This window comes from Mesorhizobium sp. YM1C-6-2 (genome assembly GCF_003666685.1).
In the GTDB taxonomy this organism is placed as follows: domain Bacteria; phylum Pseudomonadota; class Alphaproteobacteria; order Rhizobiales; family Rhizobiaceae; genus Mesorhizobium_K.
Genome location: NZ_RCIZ01000011.1, coordinates 39368 through 57446, shown reverse-complemented (window position 1 = coordinate 57446; position 18079 = coordinate 39368). Strand labels below are relative to the sequence as shown.

Sequence of the window (18079 nt, the reverse complement as noted above, 5' to 3'; positions counted from 1 at the left end):
CTAGTAGTTCTTCATTTCCACCCTGATGCCGTGGATCGTCTTGCCGGAGGAATTCAGCACTCTGCCCGCCGGCTGCGGAGCCATGTTGACGACGAGGCAGCCATTTCCATCCCACTCCTGAATGGCCTGGATCACGTCGCGATTGGCCGGCAGCCTGGTTCCGTCCGGCGCCATGTCGTGAACGGGACCCTGGACCTGATCGAAGACAAAGACCGAAGGCCAGCGATGGTGGTGGACGGGCTCCTCCTCGTCCGCCTCCAGTGTCACCTCCAGCACGCGCAGCCGGTCGTTTTCGAAGATGACCTTGTGGTTGGCCGGCGCCGCGGTTACGGCGTCAAGCGCCGGGTCCCAAGTGGAAGGATGATCAATGCTGCCATGCGACGTCATCTGTCCCTCCTTTGCTTGAAGTATGAAGTATTTTTACTAATTTAGCGTCGTATTATATTTCGAAAGAAATCGAGCGGCAATCAGCCCCCCTGTCACCGGCATGCCCCATCAGGTGGCGATGAACCCGGCGCGAGGTCTGGGACACGTCCCGTCAAAACCGCGTGAGGCACAAAGTTCGTTTGCGATTTTGTCTGATGCCAGCACTATCTAGGGGTCCATGAACCGCCGATCTGTGCTTTCCCTGCCCCTGCTTCTCGCGTCGACGCGGCTCGCCGCCGCTCAGGAGACGCCGGCGACCGCGCTCGGCTTCGTGCTCGACAAGGCAAGGGAACTCGGTCCTCTGCGCAGCGTGATCGTGTCGCTCGACGGCAAGGAGATCGCCGCGCGCGGCTATCACGGCGGCTCGCCGGACGCCTCGACCAACATCAAGTCGGCATCGAAGTCGATCATCTCGGCGCTCACCGGCATCGCCATCGACAGGCAGGTGCTCGAAGGGGTCGACCAGAAGATCGCGCCGATCCTGTCGCGCGACCTGCCCGACGATCCCGACCCGCGCATGAACGACATCACCATCGGCAACCTGCTCTCCATGCAGGCCGGGCTCGGCCGCACCTCGGGGCCGAACTACGGGCGCTGGGTGTCGAGCCGAAACTGGGTGCGCGCGGCACTCGCCGAGCCCTTCGACGGCGAGCCCGGCGGACCGATGCTCTACTCCACCGGTTCGACACATCTGCTCTCCGCCATCCTGACTAAGACCGGCGGCAAGTCGACGCGCGAACTCGCGCGCGAATGGCTTGGACCGGTCGAGGGTTTTTCGATCGACGCCTGGGACCGCGACCCGCAAGGCATCTATGTCGGCGGCAACCAGATGGCGATGACGGCGCGCTCGCTCGCCGCCTTCGGCGAGCTCTACCGCAACGGCGGCAGGAACAAGGCCGGCGAGCAGGTGGTGCCGGAAGACTGGGTGAAAGCTTCCTGGCAAGTGCGCACGCATTCGATCTACAGCGGCGACGGTTACGGCTATGGCTGGTTCATGCGCGAGATCGGCGGCCGGCAGGTGGTCTACGCCTGGGGTTTCGGCGGCCAGATGCTCTACATCGTGCCGGCGCTCGGTTTGACGGTGGCGATGACCTCGCGCGAGGACGACCCTTCCGCCCGCAGCGGCCACCGCGACGACCTGCACGCGCTGCTCGCCGGGATCATCGGCGCGGTCGGCGTGGACTAGCGGCCGCCGGACGAATTCACTGCCACAGGCCTATCCCGGCTTCGCGGGCGCGCGCCTCGACATCCTTGTAGCCCTGGCGGGCGCGCACCAGACCTTCCTTGACCAGCAGGAGACCGACGTCGAGCCCGCCAGCATGGCAGACGACGAAACCTGGCTCCTTGTCCTCGCAGGCGAATGTCGGATCGGACGCGGCCGCGGAAAGCTGGGAGAAGGCACGCTCGCCGCAGTCCCATTTTTCATTCTGCAGGGTCGTGCAGGTTTCGCTTCTCGACGGCGCGATGATGCCCCAGATTTCGACCTGACGCCCGTCATAGATCATCGAATCGCCGTCGACGACAGTGACATCGGCAGCGCCCGCACCAGGCGTGAACGCCAGTTGCAAGGCTGCTGCGAGGAGAAGCGCGGCTCCCGGGAACACCCGCATCAGATGCACCTGCCCCCGTCAACCTCCAGCGCAACGCCGGTGATGAATGCAGCCTCGTCCGAGGCCAGCCAGAGCGCGGCATTGGCGATGTCGAGCGGCTGCGACAGCCGGCCGAGCGGGATCGACGCGCGGAATTTTTCGCGCAGTTCCGGCGTGTCCTCACCCATGAATTTCGCCAGCATGCCTGTTTCGCCGGCCACCGGGCAGAGGCAGTTGACGCGGATGTTCTTCGGCGCGAGCTCGACCGCCATCGACTTGGTCGCGGTGATCGCCCAGCCCTTGGAGGCGTTGTACCAGGTGAGACCCGGACGCGGGCGAAGCCCGGCGGTCGAGGCGGTGGTCAGGATCGAGCCGCCGCCCTGCCGCTCCATGGTCGGTATCACGGCAAGTGCTGCATGGTAGATCGCCTTGATATTCACCGCGGTGATCAGGTCGAAGGTCGCCTCGTCCACATCGAGCATGTCGCCGTTCCGGTGCGTGTAACCGGCGTTGTTGACCATGATGTCGACACGGCCAAAGGCGTTCTTCGCCGCATAGACCATCTCGTCGACTTCAGAGCGGATCGACACGTCGGTGGCGATGGGGATTGCCGCCTCGCCGATCTCGCCGGCCACGCGCTCGGCGCCTTTCACATTGAGGTCGGCGACGATGACATTAGCACCCTCCTCGGCGAACCGCTTCGCCATGCCCTCGCCGAACCCCGACGCCGCGCCGGTTACGATCGCGACCTTGCCCTTCAGACGCAAATCCATCTCTCCACTTGATATTGCCCGACGCGCCGCATCAGCCGTGGTTGAACACGATCGTCTTTGTCGCACTCATATCATAGAGCGCCTCGAATCCCTTCTCGCGGCCGTGGCCGGAGCGCTTGAAGCCGCCGAAGGGAAGCTCGATGCCGCCGCCTGCGCCGTAGCCGTTGACGAAGACCTGGCCGGCGCGCACGCGCTTGCCGACGCGATGCTGGCGCGCGCCGTCCTTCGTCCAGACGCCGGCGACGAGCCCGTAGTCGGTGGAATTGGCGAGCCGCACGGCCTCCTCCTCGCCGTCGAACGAAAACAGCGACAGGACCGGGCCGAACACTTCCTCCTGTGCGACCTGTGCACCGGCCGGCACATGGCCGAACAGCGCCGGCGCGAAGTAAAAACCGTCTGCCGGCGCATCGGGATGGATGGAGCCCCGCGCCAGCACGGCGATGCCCGCCTTCTCCGCCGCCTCCACCATGCCCGACACCCGCGCTTTCTGCTTCGGGTTGATCAGCGCACCGAGGTCGAGATCGGCGTCGTGCGGGCCGGCGACCAGCTTCGCGAAGCGTTCGGCAAGGCCCTTGGCGACGGCATCGTAGATCGGCGCCTCGATCAGGATGCGGCTGCCGGCCGAGCAGGTCTGGCCGCCATTCTGGATGACCGCGTTGACCAGCACCGGCAGCGCCTTGTCGATGTCGGCGTCGGCAAAGACGATCTGCGGCGACTTCCCGCCGAGTTCCATGGTGACGCCGCGATTGTTGATCGCAGCGGCCTGCTGGATCGCGGTGCCGGTCGGCGGCGAGCCGGTGAAGGTGACGTAGTCGACTTCGGGGTGCGCCGAGAGCGCCGCGCCCGCCTCGCGCCCGTAGCCGGTGACGACGTTGAACACGCCGGCCGGAAAGCCGGCCTCCAGCGCCAGTTCGGCGATGCGGATCGCCGTCAGCGACGCGTCCTCGGCGGGCTTCACGACCAGCGTGTTGCCCATGGCGAGCGCGGCGCCCGCGACGCGCGCCAGGATCTGCAGCGGGTAGTTCCACGGCAGAATGCCGGCGACGACGCCGTGCGGCTCGCGCAGCGTCAGCGCCGTGTAGCCGTCGAGGAACGGGATCGTGTCGCCATGGATCTTGTCGGCCGCGCCGCCGTAGAACTCGTAATAGCGCATGGCGGCGGCCACGTCCGCCCTGCCCTGCCGGAGCGGCTTTCCGGTGTCGCGCGATTCGAGTGCGGCGAGTTCGGTCGCGTTGGCTTCGACCATTTGTCCAAGCCTGGTGAGCAGGCGTCCGCGCTCGACGGCCGGGGTTTTCGCCCAGGGCCCTTCGTCGAAGGCGCGGCGCGCCGCCTTCACCGCGCGGTCGACATCGGCGGCGCCGGAAACAGGGATCGACGCGAAAACCTTGCCGTCGGACGGGCAAACGACATCCATGCGCTCGCCCGACAGCGCACCGCCCGAAACGCCGTCCACGACCTGCATGAAGGCGCGGCCTTCGGCGATTTCGGTCGAAAGGTGAGCGTCCATTGCCGATTCTCCCTTTGAATTCCGTCACAGGGACGCACTATGGTGCCACCGCGAACCGCCCGGGACCAGTCGTTGGCCCAAGCATGTGACACCGTGGCACTATGGGTGGTACTAGCGGAATTAAATCGATTAGATTATTTTGCTGCGCTGCGGCATGAAGTGGACAGAAGATGACCAGCCAGATCATTCCCGTCGACCCGTTCGACTTCATCATTTTCGGGGGCACCGGCGACCTCTCCGAGCGCAAGCTGCTGCCGGCGCTCTATCACCGCCAGCGCGACCACCAGTTCTCCGAGCCGACGCGCATCATCGGCACCTCGCGCTCGAAACTCTCCGACGAGGAGTTCCAGGAATTCGCCCGCAAGGCGATCAAGGAACACGTCCAGAAGGAATATATCGACAAGGCCGAAGTCGAGAAGTTCGTCAGCCGGCTGAGCTACGTGCCGGCCGACGCGACCACCGGCTCCGGCTTCGACGCGCTGAAGAAGGCGATCGGCAACTCGAAGTCGATTCGCGCCTTCTACCTCGCCGTCACCCCGGCGCTGTTCGGCGACATCGCCGCGCAGTTGAAGAAGCACGAGATGATCACGCCCGATTCGCGCATCGTGGTGGAGAAGCCGATCGGTCGCGACCTCACCTCGGCCAAGGCGCTGAACGACCAGATCGGCGGCGTCTTCGGCGAGCACCAGATCTTCCGCATCGACCACTATCTCGGCAAGGAGACGGTGCAGAACCTGATGGCGCTGCGTTTCGCCAACGCGCTCTACGAACCGCTGTGGAACTCCGCCCATATCGACCACGTGCAGATCACCGTCGCCGAGACGGTCGGGCTGGAGGACCGCGTCACCTATTACGACACGGCCGGCGCGCTGCGCGACATGGTGCAGAACCACATGCTGCAACTGCTTTGCCTGGTCGCCATGGAGCCGCCCTCCTCGATGGACGCCAACGCGGTGCGCGACGAGAAGCTCAAGGTGCTTCGCTCGCTGAAGCGGGTCAACGGACAGGAGGCTCCCAAGGCCACCGTGCGCGGCCAGTACCGCGCCGGCGCGTCGTCGGGCGGCGCGGTCAAGGGCTATCTCGAAGAACTCGGCAAGCCGGATAGCACGACCGAGACCTTCGTGGCGCTGAAGGCCGAGATCAACAACTGGCGCTGGGCCGGCGTGCCGTTCTACCTCAGGACCGGCAAGCGACTTGCAACCCGCGTGTCCGAGATCGTGATCGAGTTCAAGCCGGTGCCCTACAACATCTTCGGCGAGAGCGCCGGCAACGTCTCCCCCAACCAGCTCGTCATCCGGCTGCAGCCCGACGAGGGCGTCAAGCAGTACATCATGGTCAAGGATCCGGGCCCGGGCGGCATGCGGCTCAGGCAGTTGCCGCTCGACATGAGCTTCGCGCAGAGTTTCGACGGGCGCTCGCCGGACGCCTATGAGCGGCTGGTCATGGACGTCATCCGCGGCAACCAGACGCTGTTCATGCGCCGCGACGAGGTCGAGGCCGCCTGGACATGGGTCGACCCGATCCTCAACGCGTGGGCCGAAAGCCGGCAGGAAGCGCAGGGCTATACGGCCGGCACCTGGGGTCCGTCCGCCTCGATCGCGTTGATCGAGCGCGACGGTCGCACCTGGCATGAGAGCAACTGACGGCATGGGACTCGCATACGACCTGCACGCCTTCCCCAGCCGGGCGGAGCTCGCGAAGACGCTGGCCGCAACCATCGCGGCAAAGCTGTCCGACGCGATCGCCAGACGCGGCGTCGGCTTCATCGCCGTATCGGGCGGCTCGACGCCGGCGCTGCTCTTCGCGGAACTTTCCAGCGCCGCGATCGATTGGAAGAAGGTGATCGTGACGCTGATCGACGAGCGGCTGGTGCCGCCGGACCAGCCGCGCTCCAACGCCAGGCTGGTGGCCGACAGGCTGCTGCAGGGGCCGGCCGCGGCCGCGACCTTCGCGCCGCTCTATCACGGCACCGACGACGGCGACGAGGCTGCGGCGCGGGCACGGGCGGAACTCGCCGGGCTGCCCTGGCCGCTCGACGTCGCCGTGCTCGGCATGGGGCCGGACGGCCATACGGCGTCGTTCTTCCCGGACGCGCCCGACGTCGCCCAGTTGCTCGCCGCGGATGCCGCGAAGCTCGTGCTGCCCGTCGAATCGGTCACGGCGCAGGAACACAGGCTGACACTGACGCTCGGCAAGATCGTGGAGGCCGGCTTCCTGGCGCTGCACATCGAAGGACCGGACAAGAGGCAGGTGCTCGACCGGGCGCTCGGCGGCGAAAAGCTGCCGATCCGCGCCGCGATCGAGGCGTCGCCGCGGCCGGTGGAGATATTCTGGGCCGAATAGGCCCGTTTCGGGGACTGCTCCCAAGGTCCCCGCATTCGCGTGCCGGCTGAAGAAGCCCTCCCACTTTTCCAGCGGCACGCCGGAAAGGACGACCGATGACGGCTAGAAAAGACATTGAGGCGATCACGGACAGGATACGGGAACGCTCGAGGCCCGTCCGCGAACTCTATCTCGACCGCGTCGAGAAGGCCGCCGGCCAGAGCGCAAACCGCGCGACGCTCTCCTGCGGCAACCTCGCCCACGGTTTCGCGGTGTGCAGCCCGTCGGAGAAGGTCGCACTCGGCGGCGACCGGGTGCCCAACCTCGGCATCATCACCTCCTACAACGACATGCTGTCGGCGCATCAGCCCTTCGAGACCTTTCCCGCGCTCATCAAGGAGGCGGCGCGCGAGGCAGGCGGCATCGCGCAGGTGGCGGGCGGCGTGCCCGCCATGTGCGACGGCGTCACGCAAGGGCAGCCCGGCATGGAGCTGTCGCTCTTCTCGCGCGACGTGATCGCCATGGCGGCGGCGGTCGGCCTGTCGCACAACATGTTCGACGCCGCCGTCTATCTCGGCGTCTGCGACAAGATCGTGCCGGGCCTCGTCATCGGCGCGCTGACCTTCGGCCACCTGCCGGCGGTGTTCGTGCCGGCCGGTCCGATGACCTCGGGACTGCCGAACGACGAGAAATCGAAAATCCGGCAGCTCTATGCCGAGGGCAAGGTCGGCCGCGCCGAGCTGCTGGAGGCGGAATCGAAGTCCTATCACGGGCCGGGCACCTGCACCTTCTACGGCACGGCGAACTCCAACCAGATGCTGATGGAGATCATGGGCCTGCACACGCCGGGCGCCTCCTTCATCAATCCCGGCACGCCGCTGCGCGACGCGCTGACCAGGGAAGCGACCAGGCGCGCGCTGGCGATCACCCAGCTCGGCAACGCCTATACGCCGGTCGGCAGGATGATCGACGAGCGCTCGGTGGTGAACGGCATCGTCGGCCTGCACGCGACCGGCGGCTCCACCAACCACACGATCCACCTGATCGCCATGGCGCATGCCGCCGGCATCTCGATCACCTGGCAGGACATCTCCGACCTGTCGGAGGCGGTGCCGCTGCTCGCCCGCGTCTACCCGAACGGGCTGGCCGACGTGAACCATTTTCACGCAGCGGGCGGCATGGGCTTCCTGATCCGCGAGCTGCTCGACGCCGGCCTGCTGCACGAGGACGTGCAGACGGTCTGGGGCGAAGGGCTGCGCCCATACGCGATCGAGGCCAAGCTCGGCGCCGACGGCTCGGTCGTGCGCGAGCCGGCGCCAGCGAAGAGCGGCGACGAAAGGGTGCTGGCGCCCGCACCGAAGGCATTCCAGCCGACCGGCGGCCTCAAGGTGCTGTCGGGCAATCTCGGCCACGCCATCATCAAGACCTCCGCCGTCAAGCCGGAGCGCCGGATCATCGAGGCGCCGGCCGTCGTGCTCGACAGCCAGGAGGCGCTGAACGCCGCCTTCAAGGCAGGCGAACTCAACCGCGACTTCGTCGCCGTGATCCGCTTCCAGGGGCCGAAGGCCAACGGCATGCCGGAACTGCACCGGCTGACCACCGTGCTCGGCATCCTGCAGGACCGCGGCCACAAGGTCGCGCTCGTCACCGACGGCCGCATGTCGGGCGCATCCGGAAAAGTGCCGGCGGCGATCCATGTGACGCCCGAGGCGCTCGAAGGCGGGCCCCTTGCCCGCCTGCATGACGGCGACCTGATCCGGCTCGACGCCGATGCCGGCACGCTCCAGGTTCTCGTGCCGGACGAAGAGCTGGCGGCGCGCCCGCTCAGGACGCCCGACCTCTCCGCCAACGGGCACGGCATGGGGCGCGAACTCTTCGCGGGCTTCCGCGAACTAGCAGGTCGGGCGGACCAGGGCGCCAGCGTGTTCGGGTTTGCCTGAGGATTGAAAGTAAGGCATTTTTGCCTTACTTTCAGGTCGAAGGAACACGCCCATGACCGTTCTTACCGTTACGTCGAAAGGCCAGGTTACGCTGAAAAAGGACGTTCTCCAGCATCTTGGCGTGAAGCCCGGAGGCAAGATCGTCGTGGACATATTGCCTGACGGCAAAGCGACTATGCAGGCCATGCCGCGCGAAAAGGGCATTGAGTCGATCTTTGGCCTTCTCGCCCATCCGGACAATCCTGTGCTGACGATCGAAGAAATCAAGAAGATCACCGAGGATGCCTGGGCCGGAAAGCGGTGAAGATCATCGCCGACACGAACATTCTGCTCCGCATCACCTTGAGGGACGACCCCGGTCAGGCGCGCGCTGCCCAAGACACTCTGCGCCAAGCAACCCTTTTGACAATTTGCCTCCCGACCTTCTGCGAATTCGCTTGGGTGCTGGCACAAGGATACAAACAGAAGGCGCCGCAGATCGCGTTGGCCATCGAGTCGTTTCTCCAGATCGCAATTGTTGAAACGGATCGACCGTCCGTAGAAGCCGGGCTTGCCTTTCTCAGGGCAGGAGGCGACTTCGCGGACGGCGTCATCGCCTTTGAGGGCCGCCGTGCTGGCGGCGAGATTTTCCTCACGTTCGACAAGCAAGCAGCGCGGCTAGTGGCGCAATCGGGCACCGAAACGATACTGCTCTCCAGCCAAAACTGACCCCCTACCCGTTCCTGGCCACGTCGGCGAAGAAGCCTTCCGGCCCTTCCACCTCCACCAGCCGTCGCTTCTCGATCTGCCAGAAGCGGTTGCCGACGGCGCGCACGAAGCTGCGGTCGTGCGAGACCAGCAGGCAGCTCGCCTCGTGTTTCAGAAGCTCCGCCTCCAGCGTCTCCTGGCCGTCGATATCCAGATGGTTGGTCGGTTCGTCGAGCAGGTAGAAGTTGGGGTTGGTCAGCCTCAGCACCAGCATGCCGAGCCGCGCCTTCTGGCCGCCGGAGAGGCGGCCGACCAGGTTCGACTGCATGTCGATAGTCATGCCGGCCCCGGCGAGAAGCGTGCGGGCGCGCTGCTCGCCGAGTTCGAAGCGGCGCGTGAGCACACCGAGCGGTGTGTCCTTGTCGGCAAGGTCGGACAGGCCCTGGTCGCCATAACCCAGGACAAGCGACGGCGTCGCCTTGATGCCGTCGACGGACGTGTCTGGCTGGGCGATGGCGCGCCGGAGCATATTGACCAGCCGCGTCTTGCCGGCGCCGTTGCGGCCGAGCAGCACGACGCGGTCGCCTTGCCGGATCCACAGCTTGCCGGTCCTGAACAGCAGCGTGCCGTCGGGCGTGGTCACGGGCGCGTCGTCGAGCGCGACCAGCGCCTTGGCGTGCGTGCCGCGATTGGCGAGTTTTATAGTTCCGGCCGAACGCTCCTGATGCGCGGGCCGCGCCGCATCCTCCAGCCGGTCGGCCCGCTCCTTCAACTGCTTGGTCTTCACCACCAGCAGGTCGCTGCCGGAATTGATGCCGATATTGTTGAGCTTGGCCGCCTGCCGGCGCAACTGCTGGGCCGTCTTCATGTCCTTCTCGAAGCGCCGCGCCTCCGAGGCGTCGATCTCGTCAAGCGCCTCGCGCGCCCTCGAATAAGGCAGCGGAAACACTTGCGAGTTCTCCGGCCTGAGGAACAGCGTGCGGTTCGTCACGCCATCCAGAAAGGCGCGGTCGTGGCTGCAGACCACCAGGGGCACGTCGCGCGGCAGCGCATTCAGCCAGTCTTCGAGCTGGCTGATCCTTGCGAGATCGAGGTGGTTGGTCGGCTCGTCGAGCAGAAGCATATCGGGCTCGGCGACCCAGACACGCGCCAGCAGGGCAAGGCGCTGCCAGCCGCCGCTGAGCTTCGAGAGCGGCCTCTGGCGCAGCTCGTCCGGCACGTCGAGTTCGCCGAGCGCCACATCGACGCGCCAGCTTTCGCTTTCCGCCTGCTCCGGCGGCAGGGCCTGCAGCACGGCGTCGTAAAGCGTGGCGTCCAGAAGTTTCGCCGGCACGTCCTGCTCAACATAGCCGACACGCAGGCCGCGCGAACGGGTGATGTCGCCCGCCGTTGGCTCGAAGCTGCCGGAGATGGCGCGCAGCAGCGTGGACTTGCCGCGACCGTTGGCGGCGACGATGCCCAGGCGGTCGCCGGGCCCGATGGAAAGGTTGAGATTGGAAAACAGCGGTGCGCCGAGCGTCACGCCAAGGGAGCGCAGATTGATCAAAGCCATGGTCGTTCTCTGGTCTTGAGGAAACGATGCACGCGACCCGAACAGCGGGCGCGGCATCACCACGAAGGGCAGACCAGAAAAGAAATGCGCTTGGCGTCTCGTCCTTGGTCAGCCCTGCAAACGCATTTGCAGGGCCTGGACAGGGCCGCGCTGACGGTGGTGACGAAAGAACGTGTACACGCAGCCCTCCTTTCTCGGTGTTGACGAGTTGCGCCACCTGAATAGCGGCTTATGCCGTGACGGGCAACTCCCGGATGCCCGGTCCGCTCCCGGAGCTACGCCCCTACTCCGCCTCGCACGAAAACTCGGCGGGGGCGTCCTCGCCCTTGGTGAGGTCGTAGAAGTCGGCGGAATTGCCCTTGGTCCACCAGACATATTGCTGCCCGGCGTAGCGCGCGCCGCTCGCCGAAAGCACGTTGACCATCAGCACGGTCTCGTCGCCGAGCTTGACGATCGCCAGCGAATTGGCGCCGGCATTGACATATTCGGCGGTCACTGTCCTGTCGCCGTCGCAGCTATAGGCGACCGTCTGGCGCTCGGCGGCGCCGGGAAGGTCGATCGTCAGCGGATCGGCATGCGCGGCCGCCACGCCGAGCAGCGCCGCCGCGAGCATCGTCGATTTCAGCCGCATCGTCTGTCCTCCTGTTGGCCCGCCCTATTGGATCGTCCTATTGGCCCGTCCTATTGGATCGTGAGTTCCAGCCGCCCGCCGGCCTTGACCGAAACAGGCGTTTCCTTGACCGGGCTGCCGTCGCGGCGGTCGGTGGCGATGATGTAGTCGCCAGCCGGCACCGTCGTCTGGAGGGCGCCGCCGAAGCCGTAAGCGATCTCCTTGCGCTCGCCCTGGCCGTCCTTCTTCGGGAACACCTTGATGTCCTTGGCGGCCGGAGCGTCAATGATCAACACTCCAGCGTCGAGGATGGCGGTCACCTCCTTCGTCTCGCCGGCGCGGATGTTGAAGGGCCGCTCGGTCTCGGCCCGGTCCATGCGCAGCACCGCGACATGATCGCCGGGAGCGAGGGCGAATTTCGCATCCGGGCCGAAGCCGTAGCTGACCTGGTCGCGGGTGCCGTCGACGTTCTGCCGCGACCTGAATATCTTGATGTCGAGGCCGGACCCGTCGACCTTCTCGCCGTCTTCCGCGTAAAGCGCGTTGACGGTGACGTGGCCGACGCCGACCACGACATCCTTCTCCACCGTCTGCCCCGCGGCAAGCTGCACCGTCTCGCTCACCTCGCCGGTGCCGAGCTTGACCGTCAGCTTCTGCTCGCCGGCAGGCAGCACGACCTTCGTCTCCCCGTAGTTGGTGGACGAGACCGCGCTGCCCGGATGCTCCACGACGACGGTCGCCGCATTGTCGACCTCCGCGCCTTCATTGGCGCGCGGCCTGACGACCAGCGTGCCGGCATCGAGCACGACGAGCGGCGTGTAGACCTCACCCGGCTCGACCGTCAGCTTCTGCTCGGCGCGCGCCTCGCCGAGACGGGCCACGACGACGTAGTCGCCCGGCTCGAGCGAGCCCTTGTATGCGCCGTATTCGGTGGAGAGCAACTCGCCGCGGCCGCCGTCGGCCTTGGCCTTGTATATCTCCCAAGCGTTGCCGGCATTCTCCAGCGGCTCGCCTCCGGCGGCCATGACCGCCTTGGGAATGAAGTTGAACTCCGGCCTGGCGGGCTCCGGGGCGGCGGTCTCGGCAGGCGCCGGTTCGGGCGCGGGCTCGGCGACGACGGCAGCCGGGGGCTCGCCTTCAGGCGCCGGCTCCGCTTCGGACGTTTCCGCCGGCAGCGCTTCGGCTGCTGGAGCTTCAGCAGAAGGGGCTTCAGCCGCCGGCTCGGAAGGCGCCCCGACGGCCGCTGCGAGCGCTTCCTTCAGGGCCGCGGCATTCGAGGCCTGCAGATATCTACCACCGGTATTTTCCGCGAGGCAGGCGACCTCCCTGCCCTCCTCCGCCGTCAGGCCGAAGCCGACGACATGGGCGGTGAAGTCAACGCCTGCCGCTTCCAGCTCCTTGCCGAGCGCGCAGGGGTCGGCCTCGCAGGTCTCGACGCCGTCGGTGATCAGGATGACGGTCGACTTCTGCTCGGTATATCGCAGCGCCTCGGCCGCCTGGCGGACGGCGGCGGTGAGCGGCGTCTTGCCTTGGAACTTCATTGCGTCGGCCGCTGCCGTGATCGACGGAGCGCTGCCTGCCGCAGGCGGCACCACGAGCTCGATATCGGTGCAGGAGCCTTTTTCGCGATGGCCGTACGCCATCAGGCCGAGCTCCGTGCCGGCCGGCACGGATTGCAGCACGGTGCGCAGCGATTCCCGCGCGATCTCCACCTTCGGCTTGCCGTCCACCTGGCCCCACATGGAGCCGGACGCGTCGAGCACGATGATGGCGCGGTCGGCCGCCTGGGCGAATGCCGTCGTCGAGGCCGCAAGCAGCGCAGCAAGCACGCCGCGTGTAAGGAATGCCATTACCGTCTCCCGGATGAATCAACTCGGTCCGCCGCGGCAGACGCTAGAGGAGGCTCCGGGGAGTGGCAAGGCAGGATGGACGGCGGCCGTTCAATAGGTCGTGCGTCGCTCTTCGCTCGGCGGCTGCACGACAGACTAGCCGGCACGGGCAAGCGCGACCGCGTCCGCGCCGGCGGGAAAACGCAGCCGCCTCGAGGTATCGGTTGCGGCTAGGAACACCGCCTCGGCCACGTCGATTTCCCGCGTCACCATGGCCGGGTTGGAGAAACCGGCGAAGATCGGTGCCGCGAACGGGGCATAGGCCTCGGGAATGAGATCCTCGACGCGCGCTTCGGTGTTGTGGGCGAAGCGCGTGGTCGGGGCGTAGCCGGGCTCGACGAGCTTGGCGCGCACGCCGAACGCCTCCAGCTCGCAGGCGAGCGATCCGGTAAAGCCCTCGATCGCCATCTTGCTGGCGGTGTAGGCCGCGGCCAGCGGCATCGGGGCCAGCGTGACGCTGGAGGTCACATTCACCACCACGCCGGACCGGCGGGCGCGGAACTGCGGTATCACGGCCTGGGTCATCGCCATCACGCCGAACGTGTTGGTCTCGAACAGCTTGCGCACTTGCGCCATCGACATCGCCTCGAAAGCGCCGACCAGGCCGATGCCGGCATTGTTGACGAGGGCGTCGAGCGGCCCGGCCGCGTCGATTGCGGCGGCGATGCTGTCGGCGCGGGTGACATCAAGCGAAAGCAGACGCATGCGCTCCGTACCGGGCAGAAGGCCGCCGCGCGGCGTTCGCATTGTGGCGACGACGTTCCATCCCTGCGCGTGGAAGTGTCGGGCGATTTCGAGGCCGTAGCCGGACGAGCAGCCGGTGATGAGAGCGGTTTTCATCTCGCGTGTCCTTGTTTTGAGATTGACGCGTGAGGAATAGACGGCACTATCTGGACTATCATCAATCAAAAGTCCGTATTTGATTTGCAAGAGTCCAAAAATGAGTGACCCGCTATCTCAAATCATCGGGCTTCTGCACCCTCGCGCGGTATTCTCGAAAGGAATAAGCGGCGCCGGGCGTTGGGCGGTGCGCTACTCCGAATTCGGCCAGCCGGGTTTTTGCGCGGTGCTCGAAGGCGGTTGCCGCCTAGCCGTCGACGGTGAGGAGCCGGTTAGTTTGCAGCAGGGTGATTTCGTGCTGCTGCCGGCGACGCCGGCTTTCACCATGTCCAGCTTCGAACGGGCGACGCCGAGGCTGATCGACCCGAAGCTGACGCCTGCGCCGACAGAGGAAGTACGTCACGGTCGCCCCGACGGTTCCGCGGACGTACGCCTGCTCGGCGGCTATTTCGTCTTCGATTCGTCCGACACATCGCTGCTGGTGTCGCTGCTTCCGGCGATGGTCCACATTCGTGGCGTCGAACGGCTTTCGGTGCTGGTCCGGCTGGTCGGCGAGGAGGCCGGCGCCGCCAATGCGGGGCGCGAGTTCGTCCTTAGCCGCCTAGTCGAGATCCTGATGATCGAAGCACTGCGGGCAAGCCGGGCAAAGGACGCGCAGCCCGGACTCCTGCGCGGGCTGGCCGACGGCCGCGTCGCCGAGGCGCTGCGTCAGATGCACGGCGATCCGGAGCGGCCGTGGACCGTTGCGGCGCTTGCCGGCGAGGCGGGCATGTCGCGCTCGGCGCTGTTTGAGCGCTTCACGCGAACCGTCGGGTTGCGGCCGATGGAGTACCTGCTTGCCTGGCGCATGGCGGTCGCCAAAGACCTGCTGCGCAGCAAGGGAATCGGGCTGGAGGAAGTGGCGAGGCGGGTCGGATACGGCTCGGCCAGCACATTCAGCACCGCCTTCAGCCGCCATGTCGGCCAGCCGCCAGGGCGATACGCGCGCGCCGCATGAAGAGGACTGGGTCAACGGCGTAAGTCGAGCGAATCCTCAATAGGTCGTGCGTCGCTCTTCGCTCGGCGGGCGGCCGAACTGCAGGCGGTAGCTCTGGGCGAAATAGGAATGCGAGGTGAAGCCGGTGGCGATCGCCACGTCGAGGATCGGCATGTTGGTCTGGCGCAGCAGCTCGCGGGCGCGCTCCAGCCTCAGCCGCATGTAGTAGCGGCCGGGCGTCACGGTCAGGTGGCGCAGGAACAGCCGCTCGACCTGGCGCACCGACAGCCCCGCCGACTTGGCGAGCTGCACCGCCGACAGCGGCTCGTCCAGATTGTCGGCCATCAGCTCGACGATCTTCTTCAGCTTCTCCGACTTGCCGGTGAGGTCGCGCTCCGGCCCGACGCGCTGGCGGTCGCCGGCCGAGCGGATGCGCTCGTGCTGGAACTGGTTGGCGACGCCGTTGGCGATGTTGGCGCCGAAATCGCCGCGGATGATCTCCAGCATCAGGTCGATCGAGGTGGTACCGCCGGCGCAGGTGTAGCGCTTGCGGTCGATCTCGTAGACGTTGCCGGTGCACTCGATGTCGGGGAACCGCTCCATGAAGCCGGCGCGGTTCTCCCAGTGGATGGTGCAGCGGTAGCCTTCGAGCTGGCCGGCCTCGGCGAGCAGGTAGGAGCCGACCGAAAGCGCGCCGAGCGCCCCGCCGCGCCGGCCCCAGTTCCTGAGCGCGCCGAGCACCTTCGACTTGCCGGGAAACTCGGTCGACAGCCCGACGGCGACGAAAAGGATGTCCACCTGCGGGATGTCGCCGACGCCGTAGTCGACCTTGAGCGGTATGCCGTTCGAGGCCATCACCGCCTCGCCATCGGCCGAAACCGTGGTCCAGCCGTAGAAATCGCGGCCCAGCAGACGGTTGGCCGAGCGGAACGCGTCGATCGCGGCCGCCAGCGAGAACATCGAGAATTTGTCGACCAGCAGGAATGCGAACTGCCGGCCGCCCTGGCTCTGATCGGACATGACAGGCATGTCTACAGCAAGCGGCGGCATCGGCATAGGAACGATCCCGGAGGTGGCGGTCTGGGTCAGAAGGTCGGCCGCTTCAGCCCGGCCTTGAGATAGGCCGAGACCAGCGTGTTGGCCATCAGGAGCGCGATGGTCATCGGGCCGACGCCGCCCGGCACCGGCGTGATGGCGCCGGCGTTCTTGGCCGCCTCGTTGAAGGCGACGTCGCCGACGAGCCGGCTCTTGCCTTCGCCCTTCTCCGGCGCCGGGATGCGGTTGATGCCCACGTCGATGACGGTGGCGCCAGGCTTCACCCAGTCGCCCTTGACCATTTCGGGCCGGCCGACGGCGGCGACCAGGATGTCGGCGGTGCGGGCCAGCGCCGGCAGGTCCTTGGTGCGGCTGTGGGCGATCGTCACCGTGCAGTTTGCCGCAAGCAGCAGGTTGGCCATCGGCTTGCCGACGATGTTGGAGCGGCCGACCACGACGGCGTTGAGGCCGGAAAGATCCTTGCCGCGCACGCGCTCGATCAGGATCATCGAGCCGGCCGGCGTGCAGGGCACGAAGGCGGTTTCCAGTTCGCCGGTGCCGAGCTTGCCGACATTGACGAAATGGAAGCCGTCGACGTCCTTCTCGGGCGCGATCGTCTGGATCACCTTGCCGGAATCGATATGGCCGGGCAGCGGAAGCTGGACGAGGATGCCGTCGATCGACTTGTCGGCGTTGAGGTCGGCGATGAGCTTGAGAAGGTCGGCCTCGCTGGTGTCGGCCGGCAGCGTGTGCTGCACCGACAGGAAGCCGCATTCCTTGGCCTTCTTCGACTTCGAGGCGACATAGACCTGGCTCGCCGGATCCTCGCCGACGATGACCACCGCCAGGCCGGGCGCCGCGTGGCCCTTGCCGACGAGGTCGGCCGTGAGGCCCTTCACCGTCGCCACCACGTCTTCCGCCACCAGCTTTCCGTCGATGATTTCGGTCATGATCCGCCCTTTGAATTCCGGAATAAACCCGCATAAAGCCGAAAGCGGCCATGGGCAATCGGCCTTTGCGGCGTCGGATGCCGCGAAACCGAAAGTTGCGTGCCTCCGGCAGGGTGCTAAAAGCTGCGGCATAAGAGGTTGGCGACGCGGATCGCGACGGAGGATCAAGATGACGGTTCGGGTGCTTCTCGTCGGATGCGGCAACATGGGCTACGCGATGCTGTCCGGCTGGCTTGGCTCGGGCAAGCTCGCCTCCTCCGAGACGCTGGTCGTCGAGCCGAACGAGGACCTGAGGCACCGGGCGGCTCGGCTCGGCAGCGTCGTGGCGACATCGAACGCCGAGCTTCCCGACGACCTTTCGCCTGAGATCATCGTCATTGCGGTGAAGCCGCAGGTGATCCGCGAGGTCGTCGCCGGCTACAAGCGCTTCGCCGGCCAGGCGACCTTCCTCAGCATCGCCGCCGGCACGGCAATCGCGACCTTCACGGAGATACTGGAGCCGGACGCCGCCGTGATCCGCTGCATGCCCAACACGCCGGCCGCCATCGGCAAGGGCATGATGGTCGTCTTCTCCAATCCGAACGTCGCGGCAAAGACGAAGGCCTTCGTCGGCGACCTGCTGTCGGCGAGCGGCGAGGTCGCCACAATCGGCGACGAAGGCCTCATGGATGCGGTGACGGCCGTCTCCGGCTCCGGACCCGCCTACATCTTCCACTTCATCGAATGCCTGACGGCCGCCGCCGAAAAGGCCGGGCTGCCGGCCGAGACGGCCAAGCTTCTCGCCATGCAGACCGTCTACGGCGCAGCGTCGCTCGCCGCCGAGAGCCGCGAGGACCCGGCCACGCTGCGCAAGCAGGTGACGAGCCCGAACGGCACCACCGCCGCCGCGCTCGGCGTCCTGATGGGCGGCGACAGGCTGAAGACGCTGCTGGCCGAAGCGGTCGAGGCAGCGCGGGCGCGATCGGTCGAACTCGGCAAATAAC

18 protein-coding genes are annotated in these 18079 nt (G+C 66.6%); 8 read left to right on the top strand and 10 right to left on the bottom strand.

The features are described from left to right. Nucleotides 1-387 (bottom strand): hypothetical protein, encoded by a 387-nt coding sequence (locus D8676_RS22170; protein ID WP_121583281.1) that lies wholly within the window; start codon nucleotides 385-387, stop codon nucleotides 1-3. Nucleotides 388-604: 217 nt separating this feature from the next. Between D8676_RS22170 and D8676_RS22165 the strand changes: the two genes are divergently transcribed. Then, entirely contained in the window at nucleotides 605-1612 is a 1008-nt protein-coding gene (locus tag D8676_RS22165; protein WP_121583280.1) for a serine hydrolase, read from the top strand. 16 nt (nucleotides 1613-1628) lie between these two features. On the opposite strand, the gene D8676_RS22160 is transcribed toward D8676_RS22165, so the two are convergent. Genes D8676_RS22160 through D8676_RS22150 form a run of 3 tightly spaced genes read right to left on the bottom strand, consistent with a single transcriptional unit; the run spans nucleotide 1629 to nucleotide 4295 of the window. Continuing rightward, a complete protein-coding gene (locus tag D8676_RS22160; protein WP_121583279.1) occupies nucleotides 1629-2036 on the bottom strand; it encodes a hypothetical protein in 408 nt (135 codons plus the stop codon). Beyond that, on the bottom strand, nucleotides 2036-2788 hold the full coding sequence (locus D8676_RS22155; protein WP_121583278.1) for an SDR family oxidoreductase: 753 nt from the start codon (nucleotides 2786-2788) through the stop codon (nucleotides 2036-2038). The genes D8676_RS22160 and D8676_RS22155 overlap by 1 nt, the downstream gene beginning before the upstream one ends. A gap of 31 nt (nucleotides 2789-2819) precedes the next feature. Continuing rightward, on the bottom strand, nucleotides 2820-4295 hold the full coding sequence (locus D8676_RS22150; protein WP_121583277.1) for an aldehyde dehydrogenase family protein: 1476 nt from the start codon (nucleotides 4293-4295) through the stop codon (nucleotides 2820-2822). Between the two features lie 170 nt (nucleotides 4296-4465). Here D8676_RS22150 and zwf point away from each other — a divergent pair, with 170 nt between their 5' ends. The 5 genes from zwf to D8676_RS22125 all read left to right on the top strand — a co-directional run bounded on the left by zwf (nucleotide 4466) and on the right by D8676_RS22125 (nucleotide 9265). Next, a complete protein-coding gene (gene zwf, locus D8676_RS22145) occupies nucleotides 4466-5938 on the top strand; it encodes a glucose-6-phosphate dehydrogenase (protein WP_121583276.1) in 1473 nt (490 codons plus the stop codon). A 4-nt stretch (nucleotides 5939-5942) separates the two neighbouring features. After that, complete coding sequence (gene pgl / locus D8676_RS22140) at nucleotides 5943-6638, top strand: 6-phosphogluconolactonase (protein ID WP_121583275.1); 696 nt, start codon at nucleotides 5943-5945, stop codon at nucleotides 6636-6638. 95 nt (nucleotides 6639-6733) lie between these two features. After that, on the top strand, nucleotides 6734-8557 hold the full coding sequence (edd, locus tag D8676_RS22135) for a phosphogluconate dehydratase (RefSeq protein WP_121583274.1): 1824 nt from the start codon (nucleotides 6734-6736) through the stop codon (nucleotides 8555-8557). A 52-nt stretch (nucleotides 8558-8609) separates the two neighbouring features. After that, on the top strand, nucleotides 8610-8861 hold the full coding sequence (locus D8676_RS22130; RefSeq protein ID WP_121583273.1) for an AbrB/MazE/SpoVT family DNA-binding domain-containing protein: 252 nt from the start codon (nucleotides 8610-8612) through the stop codon (nucleotides 8859-8861). Further along, nucleotides 8858-9265: a type II toxin-antitoxin system VapC family toxin gene (locus D8676_RS22125; RefSeq protein ID WP_121583272.1), complete on the top strand. Its 408-nt coding sequence runs from the start codon at nucleotides 8858-8860 to the stop codon at nucleotides 9263-9265. The genes D8676_RS22130 and D8676_RS22125 overlap by 4 nt, the downstream gene beginning before the upstream one ends. Nucleotides 9266-9269: 4 nt before the next feature. Here D8676_RS22125 and D8676_RS22120 read toward each other — a convergent pair whose 3' ends face one another. The 4 genes from D8676_RS22120 to D8676_RS22105 all read right to left on the bottom strand — a co-directional run bounded on the left by D8676_RS22120 (nucleotide 9270) and on the right by D8676_RS22105 (nucleotide 14135). Next, the gene (locus D8676_RS22120; RefSeq protein WP_121583271.1) at nucleotides 9270-10796 is read right to left on the bottom strand and encodes an ABC-F family ATP-binding cassette domain-containing protein; all 1527 of its coding nucleotides are present in this window, start codon (nucleotides 10794-10796) and stop codon (nucleotides 9270-9272) included. Between the two features lie 283 nt (nucleotides 10797-11079). Continuing rightward, on the bottom strand, nucleotides 11080-11427 hold the full coding sequence (locus D8676_RS22115; RefSeq protein WP_121583270.1) for an MliC family protein: 348 nt from the start codon (nucleotides 11425-11427) through the stop codon (nucleotides 11080-11082). A gap of 50 nt (nucleotides 11428-11477) precedes the next feature. Next, nucleotides 11478-13256, bottom strand: a complete 1779-nt coding sequence (locus D8676_RS22110; protein WP_121583269.1) for a VWA domain-containing protein — start codon at nucleotides 13254-13256, stop codon at nucleotides 11478-11480. Nucleotides 13257-13391: 135 nt separating this feature from the next. Next, nucleotides 13392-14135: an SDR family NAD(P)-dependent oxidoreductase gene (locus D8676_RS22105; protein ID WP_121583268.1), complete on the bottom strand. Its 744-nt coding sequence runs from the start codon at nucleotides 14133-14135 to the stop codon at nucleotides 13392-13394. 100 nt (nucleotides 14136-14235) lie between these two features. Here D8676_RS22105 and D8676_RS22100 point away from each other — a divergent pair, with 100 nt between their 5' ends. Continuing rightward, nucleotides 14236-15132: an AraC family transcriptional regulator gene (locus D8676_RS22100; protein ID WP_121583267.1), complete on the top strand. Its 897-nt coding sequence runs from the start codon at nucleotides 14236-14238 to the stop codon at nucleotides 15130-15132. 36 nt (nucleotides 15133-15168) lie between these two features. Here the strand turns inward: D8676_RS22100 and D8676_RS22095 are convergent, their stop codons facing one another. Continuing rightward, nucleotides 15169-16167: a GlxA family transcriptional regulator gene (locus D8676_RS22095; protein ID WP_183097198.1), complete on the bottom strand. Its 999-nt coding sequence runs from the start codon at nucleotides 16165-16167 to the stop codon at nucleotides 15169-15171. A 29-nt stretch (nucleotides 16168-16196) separates the two neighbouring features. After that, nucleotides 16197-17096, bottom strand: a complete 900-nt coding sequence (gene folD, locus D8676_RS22090) for a bifunctional methylenetetrahydrofolate dehydrogenase/methenyltetrahydrofolate cyclohydrolase FolD (protein ID WP_121583266.1) — start codon at nucleotides 17094-17096, stop codon at nucleotides 16197-16199. A gap of 169 nt (nucleotides 17097-17265) precedes the next feature. Here folD and proC point away from each other — a divergent pair, with 169 nt between their 5' ends. Then, the gene (gene proC / locus D8676_RS22085; RefSeq protein ID WP_121583265.1) at nucleotides 17266-18078 is read left to right on the top strand and encodes a pyrroline-5-carboxylate reductase; all 813 of its coding nucleotides are present in this window, start codon (nucleotides 17266-17268) and stop codon (nucleotides 18076-18078) included. Nucleotide 18079 lies beyond the last annotated feature (1 nt).